The following is a 14,845-nucleotide window of genomic DNA, read 5'->3' on the forward strand; positions in this document are numbered from 1 at the left end:
GTCTTTCAGTTGAAAGACTGAGCGCTATTAAAGATAGGGAAGGGCTGTAAAGTCCTTCCCTATTTTTTTATAGGATTTCCGGTGCCGCTCAGAATTAGTGGCGCCGAGGTGCCCCGGAAATGAAGCCCGGGCGATTCGCTAAAAAGAACGCATTTATTCAGACGGAAACGACTCCATGCAAGATTTGCATTCCCTCACTGAACAGGCCCTCGAGCTGGTGGAGCAGGCGGACGGCCTGCCGGCACTGGATCAGGTGCGCGTGGACTACCTGGGCAAGAAAGGCCATCTCACCGCACTGCTGAAAGGTCTGGGCAAGCTCTCCGCGGAAGAGCGCCCCGCCGCCGGTGCCAAGATCAACGAAGCCAAACAGCAGGTACAGGAAAAGATCAACGCGCGCCGCGCCGAGATGGAAGAGGCTGCCATTGCCGCCAAGCTGGCCGAGGAAACCATCGACGTAACCCTGCCGGGCCGTGGTGAGGAGCAGGGCAGTGCGCACCCCGTTACCCGCACCCTGCGCCGTATCGAAAAGCTGTTCGTGCGCCTTGGTTTCTCCGTAGAAGAAGGGCCGGAGATCGAAGACGATTACCACAACTTCGAAGCGCTCAATATCCCTGCGCATCACCCGGCGCGGGCGATGCACGATACTTTCTACATCGATCCGTCCACTGTTCTGCGCACGCACACTTCCCCGGTGCAGATCCGCACCATGGAGAAGACCGCTCCGCCGATCCGGATTATCTGCCCGGGGCGCGTCTACCGCTGTGATTCCGATGTGACCCACTCCCCCATGTTCCATCAGGTAGAAGGCCTGGTGGTGGACAAGGGCGTGAGCTTTGCACACCTGAAAGGCTGTGTAGACCAGTTCCTGAAGGCCTTTTTCGAGGCCGACGTGCCGGTGCGTTTCCGCCCGTCCTATTTCCCGTTCACCGAGCCGTCTGCTGAAGTGGATATCCAGTGCACCGCTTGCGGTGGTGAGGGTTGCCGCGTGTGTTCCGGCACCGGCTGGCTGGAAGTAATGGGTTGCGGCATGGTGCATCCCAATGTATTCGCCTCCTGTGATATCGACAGCGAAACCTATTCCGGATTTGCGTTTGGTATGGGCGTCGAGCGCCTGGCGATGCTCCGTTACGGCGTCAACGACCTGCGCCTGTTTTTCGATAACGACCTGCGTTTCCTCAAGCAGTTTTAACGCCCGGAAACAGAGACCAATGCTGATGCGCAGCCCCGAAATAACCGGGCAGCGCGGCGCCAGAAGATTGAATACCTGGTGCTCAAGGAAATAAGAGAAAGAGATCGATTATGAAATTCAGTAATGCCTGGCTGCGGGAATGGGTCAGCCCGCAACTGACCGCACAGGAACTGGCCGACCAGATCACCATGGCCGGACTGGAAGTGGATGGTATTGAAAAGGTCGCCGGGGAATTCTCCGGCGTGGTAGTGGGTGAGATTCTCGCCTGCGAGCAGCACCCCGATGCGGACAAGCTGCGCGTCTGTAAAGTTGCCGGTCACCCGGAAGGTGAGATGCAGGTCGTCTGCGGTGCGCCCAATGCCCGCGTCGGTATCAAAATTCCTTTTGCACTGGTCGGCGCCAAGCTGCCCGGTGATTTCAAGATCAAGAAGGCCAAGCTCCGCGGTGTCGAGAGCTTCGGCATGCTCTGCGCCCAGACCGAGCTGGAGCTGGGTGAAGACAGCGACGGTATCTGGGAACTACCCAGCGATGCGTCCACCGGCCAGGACCTGCGTGAATACCTGCAGCTGGAAGACGAGGCCGTTGAGGTGGACCTGACCCCGAACCGCTCCGATTGCCTCGGCATCGCCGGTATTGCGCGCGAAGTAGGCGTACTCAATCGCTGCCCGGTACAGGGTCCGGAGATGGCGCCGGTGGCGGCCAAGCTGGATGACAGCGTACCTGTTTCCCTGATGGCCGGCGACGCCTGCCCGCGTTATGTGGGCCGTGTGATTCGCAACATCGATGTAAAGGCGGAAACACCCCTGTGGATGCAGGAGCGCCTGCGTCGCAGCGGCCTGCGCAGCATCGATCCGGTCGTGGACGTGACCAACTACGTTCTGCTGGAGCTGGGTCAGCCCATGCACGCCTTCGACCTGGCCAAGCTGGATGGCGGCATCAAGGTGCGCTTTGCCGAGAGCGGTGAGAAGCTCACTCTGCTGGACGGTCAGGAAGTGGAGCTGAAAGAGGGCACCCTGCTGATTGCCGATGAGAAAAAGCCTCTCGCCATGGCCGGCATCATGGGCGGTGAAGAGTCTGCAGTTTCAGAACAGACCCGCGACATTTTCCTGGAGAGCGCCTTCTTCAATCCGCTGGCCATCGCCGGCAAGGCCCGCTCCTATGGTCTGCACACCGATTCCTCCCACCGCTTCGAGCGCGGTGTCGATTATCGCCTGCAGGAGCAGGCGGTCGAGCGCGCCACCCAGTTGCTCCTGGATATCGTCGGTGGTGAGCCCGGCCCCGTGCACCTGCGGGAGCTGGAAGAAGCCATGCCGGCCGAGCGCCACATCAACTTGCGCAGCGCGCGGGTTGCCGCTGCCCTGGGCATACAGATCGCCGATGACGAGATCGTCGATATCCTGACCCGTCTCGGCCTGCAGAAAATCGGTGAGGAGGCTGACAGCTGGACTTTCCTCGTGCCGAGCTTCCGCTTTGACCTGGCCATTGAGGCCGACCTGCTGGAAGAGCTGGCCCGCGTCTACGGCTACAACCGTATCCCCAGCGAAAGCTTTACCGCAGCCCTGGATATCGTGCCGCAGGAGGAATCCCAGGTAGACCTGGAAGCCCTGGAGCAGACTCTGCTGGCCCGCGGTTACCACGAGGCGATCACCTTCAGCTTTATCGACCGCGATTCCGCCGCACTCTTCGACCCGAAGGCAGAGCCGGTAGCCCTGCAGAACCCCATCAGCGCTGATCTGGCGGTGATGCGTACCAGCCTGATGCCGGGCCTGTGCAAGGCGCTGCAGTACAACCTTAATCGCCAGCAGAGCCGTGTGCGTCTGTTCGAAACCGGCCTGCGGTTTGTTCCGGGCGGCGTTCCGTCTGGTGAGGAGCTGCGTCAGGAGCCCATGATCGCCGGTGTGATCTACGGAGGTCGTCAGGGCGAGAGCTGGGCCGGTGGTAAGGACCTTGTCGACTTCTACGATATCAAGGGTGACGTAGAGGCCCTGTTGGCGCACTTCGGCGAGGTGGAATTCCAGTTCCAGGCCGGCGAGCACAGTGCCTTGCACCCGGGCCAGACCGCGAGCATTACCCGCGATGGTCGCGATCTGGGCGTTGTCGGCGCACTGCACCCGCAGCTGCAAAAGAAGCTGGAGCTGCCAAAGACCGCGTACCTTTTTGAGCTGAGTCTCGAGGCCCTCGGCGAGGCCGCTCTGCCGGCATTCCAGCCGTTGTCGCGCTTCCCGGAGGTGCGTCGCGACCTGGCCCTGCTGATCGACGCCGATGTTCCGGCCGCCAGCATGGTGGAGACCGCGGCTGAAGCCGCCGGCGAAACTTTGACGGACCTCAAGATTTTTGACGTCTATCAGGGCAAAGGTATTGATTTCAATAGAAAAAGTGTTGCGATGGGCTTGACCTTTCAGCATCCGTCGCGCACCCTTAACGACGACGAAATCAATGCCGCCGTTGATGCGGTAGTCAAACAACTAGAACAAAAATACAACGCCAGCTTGCGCTGATCCGGCATTAACGCTCCGGGGTGCAGGTTGCATGGCACCCCGAGAGCGTCTGCTACCGGGTTGAAAGCCGCCGCGGTTTGGGCCGCTTCCGATCTGGAGTCGACGCCTCTGAATTTATTGGTAGGAACCAATGACAGAGGCACTGACCAAGGCCGGGCTCGCCGAAAAGCTGTACGAAGAGCTGGGCTTCAACAAGCGTGAAGCTAAGGAGATCGTCGAATTTTTCTTCGAGGAAATCCGCAATGCGTTGGAAAACAACGAACAGGTGAAGCTGTCCGGTTTCGGCAATTTCGACCTGCGGGATAAAAGCCAGCGGCCTGGCCGCAATCCCAAAACCGGCGAAGAGATCCCGATCTCCGCACGGCGCGTGGTGACGTTCAAACCGGGACAAAAACTCAAGGCGCGAGTAGAAGAGCATGCTGGAAGCGAGCAATAACAGCGAACTGCCAACCATTCCTGGCAAGCGCTACTTCACCATTGGCGAGGTCAGTGAGCTCTGCGCAGTGAAGCCCCACGTACTGCGCTACTGGGAGCAGGAATTCCCCCAGCTTAGCCCGGTCAAGCGCCGCGGTAACCGCCGCTACTACCAGCACCAGGACGTTATCCTGATCCGCCAGATTCGCGCACTCCTGTACGAGGAGGGCTACACCATCGGTGGTGCCCGCCTGCAGATGGAGACAGGCACCGAGAAGGTCCAGACCGTGCAGCTGCAGCAGGTTCTGCCGCAGATGATCGCTGAATTGGAAGGTGTACTGGCCCTGCTGGAGACCCCCAACTAAAGTTTCGGAACGGCACAAATCCGGGCTTGCATTCCCTGCCCACTGATGTATGATTTGCGCCTCATCGCAATGCGATGCCTTAAAAATCAAGCACTTAGCAATGTTTTAGGCGCTTGATTCCCCTTCGTCGGAGTGTAGCGCAGCCTGGTAGCGCACCACACTGGGGGTGTGGTGGTCGTCGGTTCAAATCCGGCCACTCCGACCATTTTCAGAAGAAGCCCGCTTTTAAGCGGGCTTTTTTGTGTCTGAGACTTAAGTCCATATGTGGTCCAGAAGTTTGATCAGGCTTTGACTGGTGTTGTAAGTCACGATTGTTACTTTTAAGTGAGTTGGTGATTGTGCGAATCGGTTTGTTGGGTGGATGGTGGAGGCGGGGCACTCGCAAACTAGGGCGTTAGCTTGCTCGACTGTCTCGTTCCGAGATTCGTGGTCAGCTTTCGCAGTTCACCGGTCGATTTTGTTCTTTGCCTCAGCAGTCGCGGGATGTCAGTTGTTCCAGTTTCGACAGCTTTCCTGATTTCACTTTCGAATCGATTCTCTGTTATCGCCCTGGTTCTTGGCAATTTGTAACGGTTGCGCGGAGTGTCTTTGTCCTGCTCTAGCTTCGTCTTCGTCTCATCTGGGGCTTGGTGCCAGCACACAGAGGCGTCAGTGGCGGCGATAATGGGAATGCAACAGACTCTTTGCGGCAAGCGGGGCCTGATCGCCGGGACGCTGCTGGGCAAGTCGGCTCCTGACGTTCGCTGGGCCCGGGTTTTGGAATAAGATTAGCAAGATTGACTTCGAATGCAAAATCCGCTTTGATAGCCGCCAAGCGATTGCCAATAAGATGTGTGAACAAGGGCAGGACAGAATGAAAGGTTTCCAAGCTGAGAAAACACTGGTTCGCAAGTTCTTCGCGGAGATGGAGGCGGCGCCGGTGGATGGCGTTTCCGAAGTCTTGGGGCGCTATACCAGCGACGACTACCATCTTTACGGTGTCTACCCCTACAACGAGCTGGCCGGAGCCTCCGAGGTGGCGGAGCAGGTGTGGGCACCGCTCAAGCACTCGCTCGCGCGCATGCAGCGCCGCGAGGACGTGTTCATGGCCGGTGACAGCGAGATCGATGGTGACCGTTGGGTGATGAGTATGGGCCACTTCATGGGCCTGTTCGATGCGGACTGGTTGGGCATCCGCGCCACCCGCAAGCTGGCGATGTTGCGCTATGCCGAGTTCAACTGTGTGAAGGGCGGCAAGATTACCCGTTCCGGCCTTTGGATCGACATTATCGGCTTCATGCAGCAAGTCGGGGTCAATCCGCTGCCGCCGTCCACCGGCAATTACTTTGTCTACCCGGGCCCCCGCAACCACGACGGCATTCTGCTCGACGAGTGCCCGCCCGAAGAGGCCACCCGGACCCTGGAGGTACTAAACCTGATGATCGAGGACCTCAGTGGCCTCAACGTCTCGGGCAACGACCGCTGCCCACCGGATCTGCTGGCCAAGCGCTGGAGCGAGGACATGGTGTGGTACGGCCCTGCCGGTATCGGTGCATCCTATACTATCCCGCGGTACCAGGAGCAGCATCAGTACCCGTTTCGTGAGGGGCTAAAAGACAAGGTGTTCAACGGCCATGTGTGCCGCTTTGCCGAAGGCAACTTTGCCTGCTTCTTCGGTTGGCCGAACCTGTCCAATACGCCTACCGGGGGCTTCCTCGGCCTGCCCGGCGGCGAGTTGCGCGGTGACATGCGCGTAGTGGATGTGTACCGCCGGGAGGGCGGCAAGCTGGTGGAGAACTGGGTGCTGATCGATATCCCATATTGGCTGAAACAGCAGGGTCTGGATATCCTAGAGCGCACCCGATCAATCGCCAATCCCTAGCGAATTCCCGATTTGCTCCCACGGGCTCCTCAGTGCGCGCCCTAGCGGCGCGCCTTATTAAATTCCCGCAGGCGGGCGAAAACGTCTACGCCCAGTTGGTGGTAAACATCCAATAGGTCCACCAGAACCCAGTTTTCCCGAATCATGCCGTTTTCACAGCGCCAAAAATCCAGGCTGCGCATGGTGATTTCCCGGCCTGAAGGCGCGATACCGAGCCAGCCATCTCCGCTCACAGACATCTGCATGCCCGGCCAGGCTGTAAAACCGACATAGTCCCCATCGGCAAAGATATGGCCTTCCCCTGCATCTCCTACACGGTCGGGAAGGCCGTTGAGGAACGGGATTTGATGCCAGTTGCGAAAACCCTGGATCCCCCGACCTGTGCCGATGCCTGAGGGGCCGTACCAGCTGCACCGGGGGTGCCAATACTTATCTAGTTGCATCGCCTCCACGCCGCCAGTCGCATAGTTACCGAGGGCATCACACATGCTGTGGACCAGTTTCTGGCTGCGAGCTGCCCGGGCGGTGTCTTTTGAGTCGATGGCGAGCCCATCCTGAGTTGCTGGGCCGGGGACATGCCACTCACGCCCCAGACTTGGAGTCATCGGCCAAGCCTTCGCCTGCATCATTACTTCAGGGATGTCCCACAGCGCTTGCACTTCGATTACCCGGCCGTTTTCAAACCGGTAGAATTCGTGAAAGCGCATGGCAACCTGATGGCCTGTGGCGGGAATGTCGAGCCAAGGTTTTTCAAAGGAACCCGTGTAATAGCCACAGCAGCCGACCCAGTCTGCGCCAGCAGGTGTCTGACCTGCCATCACAATGGTGTCCCGGCGCTCAAGGTCGGGGATTGACTGAGCCAGGGGGCTGAGCGCTCTTTCAAACAGCTCGGCAGGGCCGGATAAGGTTTCAAAAGGATAAGCTAGCTGCACCAGAGCATCCATGGTCAGCAGTGCATCTAGCTGCTTTCTGACCTCCCTTGGCTCATAGTCGTATAGGGCAGCCCGGAGAGGGGCAAGCAGGGCCTTGTTATGTGTGTGGATGTTAGTGGGCATGTTGAAGCTCCCAATTGAATTCGAATGCAGAGGTGCTAGGATCATACCCGCTGGAGCGTCAGGGGAAAACCTTGTGAGGTTACGAATAATCGGGGAGGCGAGTGAGTGCGATGCTGGCGTTTAAAGGATGGGGCCCACTACTGGTGGGACTGCTTTATATTGTGAGTGCGCAAAGCGCACACGCTGCCGGTGAGGGTTTCTCCCTGAGTGAAAGGGAGCCCTCAGTCTCTGGTTTTCAGCGGCAGGTGGCAACATTTTCAGTGGATGGGTTACAGCAGCACGCGCTGTTGCTGTGGCCTGCCGGCGACGTTCCTTCCAGCGGGCACCCAGTTGTTCTTTTTGCGCATGGCTATCACCCTGATCCACCGAATTACGGGAGAATTGGGAGCGGAGAGACCTCGCGACCGGGAGATTATTATCGGGGTTTGGTGGGCGCCTACGCAGCCGCTGGCTATGTGGTTGTGGTGCCGGATTATCGCGGTCACAACGAGTCTGCGGGCTTTGAATTCACCGAGCGATTTCTTGCCCCGCACTGGTATGCCCGGGACCTTCTGGGCGCGCTGAACGGGCTGCTCTCTCTCCAGGAAGTTGACGCTGACAGAGTGTTTGCGGTCGGCCATTCGATGGGGAGTACCGTGCTCCAGCTGGCGGCACCGCACATGGACGCGCGAGTGCGGGCGGTTTCTCTGTGGTCGACGGCCCGCCTGGATTATCGGGCCCGAATTCTGGCAAATGCTGTCAAGGCCCAGGGCGGGATGGACCGTCACTCATTGGGTAAGCCTGATCTGCGCCGCTTTGAGGAAGAGCTGCGGGCAGTGAAACCAATCGATTCCCGGGAGTTTGCTGAGCTCCAAGTGCCGGTGCTTATGCACCATGCAGAGGATGACCAGGTCACTCCGTTGGAAAATTCGCTTGTTATAGCAATGGACCGCTATTTGGCCGGTACTCCATACACGCTCCACACTTATGACTCCGACGCTCATCTCCTAAAGGGAGAGCAATTCGAGCAGGCTGTTTCTCGCGACCTGGATTTCTTCAGCGGCCTCTCTGATTAGTATGGAGAGGCCGCAGATCGAACTTGCAACTACTGCGCGGTCCAGCCTCCGTCGACTTTAATACTGTCACCAGTGGTCAGACTGGATAAATCACTGGCAAGGTAAGTTACGGCGTTTGCGACTTCTTCTGTGTTTCCTACCCGCGCCAGCGGGATTTTACTGATTACTTCAGCGTAAAACTCTGGGTTCTCAAACATGGGGGCGGTGAGAGGTGTGCTGATAAAGGTTGGTGCGACGGAATTCACGCGGATACCGTGGGGGGCCAGTTCAACAGCCATGGCTTTGGTTAGCCCTTCGATGGCGTGCTTGGTCATGCAGTAAACTGTGCGGTTGGCTGCACCGATATGACCCATCTGTGATGTGATGTTGATGATTGAGCCTGCGCCGGCACGCTGCATGACTTCTGCTGCCGCTTGTGCTGACAGGAAGGCTGCACGCACGTTCAGATTGAGCATCAGGTCAAGGGTGTCTTCGCTAACCTCCGTAATTGGCATCGGCTTGTTGGTGCCGACATTGTTGACCAGGATGTCGAGGCACTTCAGGTCTCGAATGCGACGAAGGAATTCCGGATTCGTGACGTCCATGGCCCAAGGCTCGATCCTGCCTCCGCTTTCTGCGACCAGCGTATCAAGGTCCCCTTTACTCCGCGCGACAGTGATCACATGGGCGTGACAGCTGGCCAGTGAGAGGGCGCAAGCTTTGCCGATGCCCTTGCTGGCACCGGTCACCAGTGCAGTTTTTCCGCGCAGGTCCAGAGAGGGGGCTTGGGGGTGACTCATGGGGTTGCCTCCGTTTTTTCCACTTGTTTAAAGTCTTTGCAGTTGCGCGCGTCAGGCCTATCGCCGTTGAACAAAAGTGCATCTCTGGCCAGGGCGCAGGCGACGCCTGGCTGGGTTCCCGCAGGAGAGAACCAGTCATGTTGGCTCACCTTCAGGGAGTGTGTTGTTCCCGGGTACTCAAATGCATAGGCCATGCCGCCAGCTTTCAGGATGTTGTTCTGTAAGCGCTGATTCCACGCGGGGAGCGAATAGTAGTCCCGGTCAGAGAAGTGCAGGGCGAGCGGTACGGAGATGTGCTTTGCCGCGGGGTAGGCACTTACGGACGCCAGTGCGGTCGCGATCCTCGGGTCATGATCAATCTGCAGTTGGCCATTGTCGTCTCGGCTGATGGTGAAGGTCGCATCATCGATGTTGAGAACGTAGCGATTAATGGTCTCATACATCTGGCGGTATTTATCTGTGAGTGCCTTTAGCACTGTGCCCGTCGACCAGGTTTGCCGCTGCCAGGTCCACTCCGCTGGGTGCGGTGTGCCGATCCAGTCCGGCGGGAAGCCAAACACAAAGTCGGCATTGGTGTGGCCGTTCCCGTCTGTGGCGGTGCCGTTCCAGCTGCCGTCGCCGGCGAGGAAGGCCTGTGGGCTGGCGCCCATGGGGCCAAAGGTATTGGCCTGGGTGAGCTTGTCAGGGATGTTGCCGGACCAGATGGAGGCAGCGTGGAATTGGCCGGTATTGGGATTGTCGCCGGTGATGGCAAGCGCGGTCAGCGCTGCGTCCCCGCCCTGGGAGTGGCCCAGCAGGTTGACCCGGTCGAGGTCGAGACGCGGCGTTTCGATACTGTAACTGGCCCATTCCAGAGCTGCGTAGCCGCGTAGTGCCGCCAGCAAGTTGACCAGGTCGATGGCGTAGAAGCTCGGCGACAGGTAGCTGCCGTTGTCCCAAACCTGCATGAATTCGTGGCCCTCAGCGGGGACCCCACCCACCGTGCCGTGGCCACGAAAACCCGGGCTCAGAACCGCGAAACCGGCGCCTGTCAGCGCGGCAACGATTTCGCCGTAGAAGGAGTCGTGGTTGAGGCCAAACTGGTAACCGGGCGCGGCCTCGATGCCCACCCAGCCATGGCTGAAGATAGCAAGCGGGAAGCCTCCCTGGGGCGGTGTGCCGTGGGGGATGTCGATGCGCGTGTAGATCCTCAGACCGTCCGAATCATAACTGGCGAGCAGGGTGTCGGCGTGGGGCAGGGGGGCAGGTGCGGGCCGCTCGAGCAGTGCGAGTTTGCTCTGGTATGGGCGCGCACGCAGGCTATCGATACTGAGGTCTGCGAGGTCATCGATACACACGGCCGGGTTGCTGTGCGGACATTGGTCGTTGGCACTTGCGTCTGGCCGCTCGCTGCGGCTGCTGTCGCCGGTGCCGCCGCAGCCGGCAGCGATCAGTACGATCACTGTCAGGAAAGCGTACTTCATCTTATGGCCCGTTATTCTCGTTGAAATCTCTCCGCCTGCCGGGCGGTGCCCACGTTACTTCGGGGCATCATATCGCAGTGCCCGGCGAGCAGCCGACTTTGAAACAAAATGATTTCGAAGTCAATTTGTGCTGGATCCGCCTGCAGCGGGCCCTGACGGCAGGGGCGGAATGAGTCGCAATTCTTTCCACAATGAATATTGCATTCGAAGTCATTCAGGGTTTACCATCCGGTTTTCCCACATAAAAAGCACAATTCCGAGAGGCGAGTTATGGCGAAGTACCTGAAACATGGCATGGATGCGGAAACCGTACAGACGAACGACACCAAGGTGCGCGAGATCGTCGAGGGCATCCTGGGTGATATCGAAAAGCGTGGTGATGCCGCGGTGCGCGACTATTCCGGCCAGTTCGACAAGTGGGTGCCGGAGAGCTTCCGTCTGAGCGAGGAACAGATCAAGGCGTGCTACGAGCGCCTGGACAAATCCACCTTGGCGGACATCCGTTTCGCCCAGGATCAGGTACGCAACTTCGCTCAGATCCAGCGCGACTCCATGCTGGATGTCGAGCAGGAGACCCTGCCGGGCGTATTTCTGGGGCACAAGCACATTCCCATGAACAGCGTTGGCTGCTACGTTCCGGGCGGCAAGTACCCGCTGGTGGCCTCCGCGCACATGAGTGTTGCCACCGCCAAAGTTGCAGGTGTGAAGCGAGTGATCGCTGCGGCACCGCCGTTCAATGGCGAGCCGAACCCGGCCATCGTTGTCGCCATGGATATGGCCGGCGCCGATGAAATCTATTGCTTCGGCGGCGTGCAGGCGATCGGTGCCATGGCGATCGGTACCGAAACCATTGCCCCGGTAGACATGCTGGTTGGCCCGGGCAACGCGTTTGTGGCCGAAGCCAAGCGCCAGCTGTTCGGCCGGGTAGGTATTGACCTGTTTGCTGGTCCTACCGAAACCCTGGTTATTGCCGATGACACTGTTGACGGCGAGCTGTGTGCCACTGACTTGCTTGGCCAGGCCGAGCACGGTGTCAATTCCCCGGCGGTGCTGCTGACCAACTCCGAGAAGCTGGCACAGGATACGCTGGTGGAAATTGAGAAGCAGCTGCAGACCCTGCCTACCGCAGAAGTGGCCGGCAAGGCATGGGAAGATTATGGGCAGATCATCCTTTGTGACTCCTACGAAGAGATGGTGCAGGTGGCCGACGAGATCGCTTCCGAGCACGTACAGGTCATGACCCGCGACCCGAACTACTTTCTCGAAAATATGACCAATTACGGGGCGCTCTTCCTGGGTGCGGAGACTAATGTCTCCTACGGTGACAAGGTGATCGGCACGAACCACACTTTGCCAACGAAGAAAGCAGCGAGATATACTGGCGGTCTTTGGGTTGGCAAGTTCATCAAGACCTGCACCTACCAGCGCGTAACCCCTGAAGCTTCAGCCATGGTCGGTGAATACTGCTCCCGCCTGTGTGCCCTCGAAGGGTTTGCTGGCCACAAGGCGCAGGCAGACATCCGTGTTCGCCGTTATGGTAAAAAAGAAATCTCCGAATAAAGCATCTTCCCTGCAGGAAGCAGGTGCACATCGTGCGCGCGTGACGTCCTATGATGTTGCGGCGCACGCGGGTGTTTCCCAATCGGCGGTTTCCCGCTGTTTCAAACCTGGTGCGAGTGTGTCGAAAAAGATGCGCGACCGGGTGATGAAGGCAGTGCAGGAGCTCGGCTACCGCCCCAATGCCATTGCACGCGGCCTGATTACAAGGCGCTCCAACATGGTCGGGGTGGTGGTTTCCAACCTGAATTTCTACCCGGAAGTCCTGTCCGAACTCAACAAACGCTTTATTGCCCGCGGTGTACACGTGCTGCTGTTCTCCCTCGACCAGGAGAGCGATGTAGGCAGCATTCTCGAGCAGATGTGGCAGTACCCCCTCGACGGCGTAATCGCCGCGGCGCACTTGGCGCCGGAGCAGATCGCCATGTTTGAAGAGCGCGGGGTGCCGCTGATTTTCTACAACCGTTCCTACCAGGATGTCCCGGTCAGCTCAGTGTGCTGTGACCAGACCGAGGGCGAGCGCATGCTGGTAAGCCAGCTGGCAGCCAGTAGCACGCACAAGCTGTACGGTATCGTTGCCGGTCCTAAGGATTCCGTGGTGAGTATGCAGCGTACCGAAGGAGCCAAGCAGCGACTGGCCGAGCTCGGCGTCACCGACGTGCAGGTCGTGCCAGGTGATTACACCTACGAATCCGGCCGCCGGGCGGTGTCCCGACTGGTGGAGGTGTGCGGGCGAGTTCCTGATGCCATCGTATGTGCCAATGACATGATGGCGATGGGCTGCATGGACGAATTGCGCTTCAAGCACGACCTGGATGTGCCTGGGGATGTGTCAGTGGTGGGCTTCGACGGTGTCAAGGCGGCGAGCTGGGCGAGCTTCAACCTCACCACTGTGGCGCAGCCGGTGGAGAGCATGGCCGAAGCGGTGGTGACCATGCTGCTGGAGCGGGTGGACAATCCGGAGATGCCCCCGGAGAAGCGCACCTTTTCCGGCGTACTGCGCGCGGGCGGTTCCATCCGGCGTTGATCGGTACCAACAGCGGTAAAAAAATTATGAACGAATGCATTCGAAGTACATTTGCCGGGCGCCCAGGCGGCGGGCTGCCGGTAGTGTTGCTGCCGGGCACCCTCTGTGACGGGCGTATGTGGAGGTACCAGCGCGCGGCGCTGGGTCAGCTGGCGCCGGTGCTGGTGGGCAGTATGACCGGGGCGGATTCCATGCGGGCCCTGGCCCGCGACCTGCTGGCGGAACTACCGCCGCGCTTTGCTCTGGCCGGCTTTTCCATGGGGGGGATGGTGGCGTTGGAGGTACTGCGCCAGGCCCCGGAGCGTATCGCCGGCCTCGCACTGCTCGACACCAATTACTGGGAAGACCTGCCAGAGCGTGCCGCTGCCCGCGAGGTTCAGGTAGCGGGCGCATTGTCTGGCGGGCTCGCGAGGTTGGTGCGCGAGCAGTTGCTGCCGAATTACTTTGCTGCAGCCAATCGCGACAATCCCGCCCTCGCGCAGGAGGTGGTGGACATGGCGGAGGCAGTGGGTGAGCTGGCGTTCGCGCGTCAGGCGCGCGCGCTCGGTACCCGTAGCGAGAGCCTGGGCCTGCTGGGGGGCTTTGCCAGGCCGGCGCTGGTGCTTTGTGGGGAAGAGGATGTCCTGTGCCCGCCGCCGGCGCACGAGGCCATGGCTGAGGCGTTGCCAAGCGCGGAGCTGGTGGTGGTTCCGGATGCCGCCCACATGGCGCCCATGGAGCAGCCGCAGGTGGTGGCCGACGCCCTGTGCCGCTGGCTGGAACAAGTTTTACAAAGTGAGGTGGCGTCGTGAGCCCACAACAGAATTTCAAGGAGCGGCTGGCGAGCAAGGCGCTGGTTGTCGGTACTTTCCAGAAAACCCCGTCTTCCATGGTGAGCGAGGTCCTCGGCCTGACGGACCTGGACGTAGTGTGCCTGGATGCGGAGCACTCGCCGTTTGACCGCATGGCCGTCGACCAGTGCGTGTTCGCGCTGCGTGGCGCCGGCAAGCCGTCACTGGTGCGGGTGCCGTCGACGCAGCCAGAGCACCTGCTGAACGCGCTTGATTGCGGCGCCACCGGGGTGGTGGTGCCCCACGTGACTTCTGCCGACATGGCCCGAGAGGTGGTGGCGACTAGCCACTTCGGCGCTGGCGGCCGCGGTTATGCGGGCTCCACCCGGGCAGCGGGCTATACCACCAAGCCGATGCCGGCGCACAAGCGCGATAGCGCGGCGCAAACAGTGGTGTTCGCGCAGATCGAGGATATCGAGGCGGTGGAGTGCATTGATGAGATCGCTGCGGTTCAGGGCATCGACTGCCTGTTCGTGGGGCGTATCGATCTGACTGTGGCCTACGGGGCGGCGTCGCCGAAAGACGACGTTGTGCTCGAAGCGGTCGAGCGCATCTGTGCGGCCGGCGCCAGGCATGGCTGCCCGGTGGGCATGTTTGTCGGCGACCTGTCTGAAATTCCGCACTGGCGCGAGCGCGGCGCCAGCGTTTTCCTGCTGTCGTCCGACCACAACTTTATGCTGTCCGGGGCGGCGGCGCTGCGGGACAAAGTTGCAGGGGGCTGATCGCCCTCCGTGTTCTGCAGGCAGCTGGCC

General features: G+C 59.8%; 13 protein-coding genes and 1 tRNA gene. 11 read left to right on the top strand and 3 right to left on the bottom strand.

Annotated elements, in window-relative coordinates:
- Window positions 1–175: 175 nt before the first annotated feature.
- The 6 genes from pheS (at window position 176) to AWR36_RS01920 (ending at window position 6,327) form a co-directional block, all read left to right on the top strand.
- Window positions 176–1,189 carry a phenylalanine--tRNA ligase subunit alpha gene (gene pheS, locus AWR36_RS01895; protein WP_067080152.1) on the top strand — a complete coding sequence of 338 codons (1,014 nt, stop codon included), beginning with the start codon at window positions 176–178 and terminating at the stop codon, window positions 1,187–1,189.
- A gap of 110 nt (window positions 1,190–1,299) precedes the next feature.
- The gene (gene pheT / locus AWR36_RS01900; protein WP_067080155.1) at window positions 1,300–3,687 is read left to right on the top strand and encodes a phenylalanine--tRNA ligase subunit beta; all 2,388 of its coding nucleotides are present in this window, start codon (window positions 1,300–1,302) and stop codon (window positions 3,685–3,687) included.
- A 130-nt stretch (window positions 3,688–3,817) separates the two neighbouring features.
- Window positions 3,818–4,123 (top strand): integration host factor subunit alpha, encoded by a 306-nt coding sequence (ihfA, locus tag AWR36_RS01905; protein ID WP_067080158.1) that lies wholly within the window; start codon window positions 3,818–3,820, stop codon window positions 4,121–4,123.
- Complete coding sequence (locus AWR36_RS01910; protein WP_067080161.1) at window positions 4,104–4,466, top strand: MerR family transcriptional regulator; 363 nt, start codon at window positions 4,104–4,106, stop codon at window positions 4,464–4,466. The genes ihfA and AWR36_RS01910 overlap by 20 nt, the downstream gene beginning before the upstream one ends.
- A gap of 128 nt (window positions 4,467–4,594) precedes the next feature.
- A tRNA-Pro gene (locus tag AWR36_RS01915) sits at window positions 4,595–4,671 on the top strand.
- Window positions 4,672–5,319: 648 nt separating this feature from the next.
- The gene (locus AWR36_RS01920) at window positions 5,320–6,327 is read left to right on the top strand and encodes a nuclear transport factor 2 family protein (protein ID WP_067080165.1); all 1,008 of its coding nucleotides are present in this window, start codon (window positions 5,320–5,322) and stop codon (window positions 6,325–6,327) included.
- A gap of 41 nt (window positions 6,328–6,368) precedes the next feature.
- Here the strand turns inward: AWR36_RS01920 and AWR36_RS01925 are convergent, their stop codons facing one another.
- Window positions 6,369–7,382, bottom strand: coding sequence for an ester cyclase (locus AWR36_RS01925; RefSeq protein ID WP_067080168.1), 1,014 nt, complete (start codon window positions 7,380–7,382; stop codon window positions 6,369–6,371).
- A 110-nt stretch (window positions 7,383–7,492) separates the two neighbouring features.
- Here AWR36_RS01925 and AWR36_RS01930 point away from each other — a divergent pair, with 110 nt between their 5' ends.
- Window positions 7,493–8,437 carry an alpha/beta hydrolase family protein gene (locus AWR36_RS01930; RefSeq protein ID WP_067080171.1) on the top strand — a complete coding sequence of 315 codons (945 nt, stop codon included), beginning with the start codon at window positions 7,493–7,495 and terminating at the stop codon, window positions 8,435–8,437.
- 29 nt (window positions 8,438–8,466) lie between these two features.
- Here the strand turns inward: AWR36_RS01930 and AWR36_RS01935 are convergent, their stop codons facing one another.
- Together AWR36_RS01935 and AWR36_RS01940 are read right to left on the bottom strand one after the other, a co-directional pair.
- Window positions 8,467–9,216 (bottom strand): SDR family NAD(P)-dependent oxidoreductase, encoded by a 750-nt coding sequence (locus tag AWR36_RS01935; RefSeq protein ID WP_067080174.1) that lies wholly within the window; start codon window positions 9,214–9,216, stop codon window positions 8,467–8,469.
- Complete coding sequence (locus tag AWR36_RS01940) at window positions 9,213–10,679, bottom strand: alpha/beta hydrolase family protein (RefSeq protein ID WP_067080176.1); 1,467 nt, start codon at window positions 10,677–10,679, stop codon at window positions 9,213–9,215. Before AWR36_RS01940 ends, AWR36_RS01935 begins: the two co-directional genes overlap by 4 nt.
- A 270-nt stretch (window positions 10,680–10,949) precedes the next feature.
- Between AWR36_RS01940 and hisD the strand changes: the two genes are divergently transcribed.
- From hisD to AWR36_RS01960, 4 genes are read left to right on the top strand one after another with little or no spacing between them, the layout of a single operon-like run.
- On the top strand, window positions 10,950–12,239 hold the full coding sequence (gene hisD / locus AWR36_RS01945) for a histidinol dehydrogenase (RefSeq protein ID WP_067080179.1): 1,290 nt from the start codon (window positions 10,950–10,952) through the stop codon (window positions 12,237–12,239).
- Window positions 12,214–13,263: a LacI family DNA-binding transcriptional regulator gene (locus tag AWR36_RS01950; RefSeq protein WP_067104415.1), complete on the top strand. Its 1,050-nt coding sequence runs from the start codon at window positions 12,214–12,216 to the stop codon at window positions 13,261–13,263. The genes hisD and AWR36_RS01950 overlap by 26 nt, the downstream gene beginning before the upstream one ends.
- Before the next feature lie 26 nt (window positions 13,264–13,289).
- Window positions 13,290–14,054 carry an alpha/beta fold hydrolase gene (locus tag AWR36_RS01955; protein WP_067104492.1) on the top strand — a complete coding sequence of 255 codons (765 nt, stop codon included), beginning with the start codon at window positions 13,290–13,292 and terminating at the stop codon, window positions 14,052–14,054.
- Window positions 14,051–14,815, top strand: a complete 765-nt coding sequence (locus AWR36_RS01960) for an HpcH/HpaI aldolase family protein (RefSeq protein ID WP_067080189.1) — start codon at window positions 14,051–14,053, stop codon at window positions 14,813–14,815. Before AWR36_RS01955 ends, AWR36_RS01960 begins: the two co-directional genes overlap by 4 nt.
- The last annotated feature ends 30 nt before the right edge of the window (window positions 14,816–14,845 follow it).

It is taken from the genome of Microbulbifer flavimaris, from assembly GCF_001641755.2.
In the GTDB taxonomy this organism is placed as follows: Bacteria; Pseudomonadota; Gammaproteobacteria; order Pseudomonadales; family Cellvibrionaceae; genus Microbulbifer; species Microbulbifer flavimaris.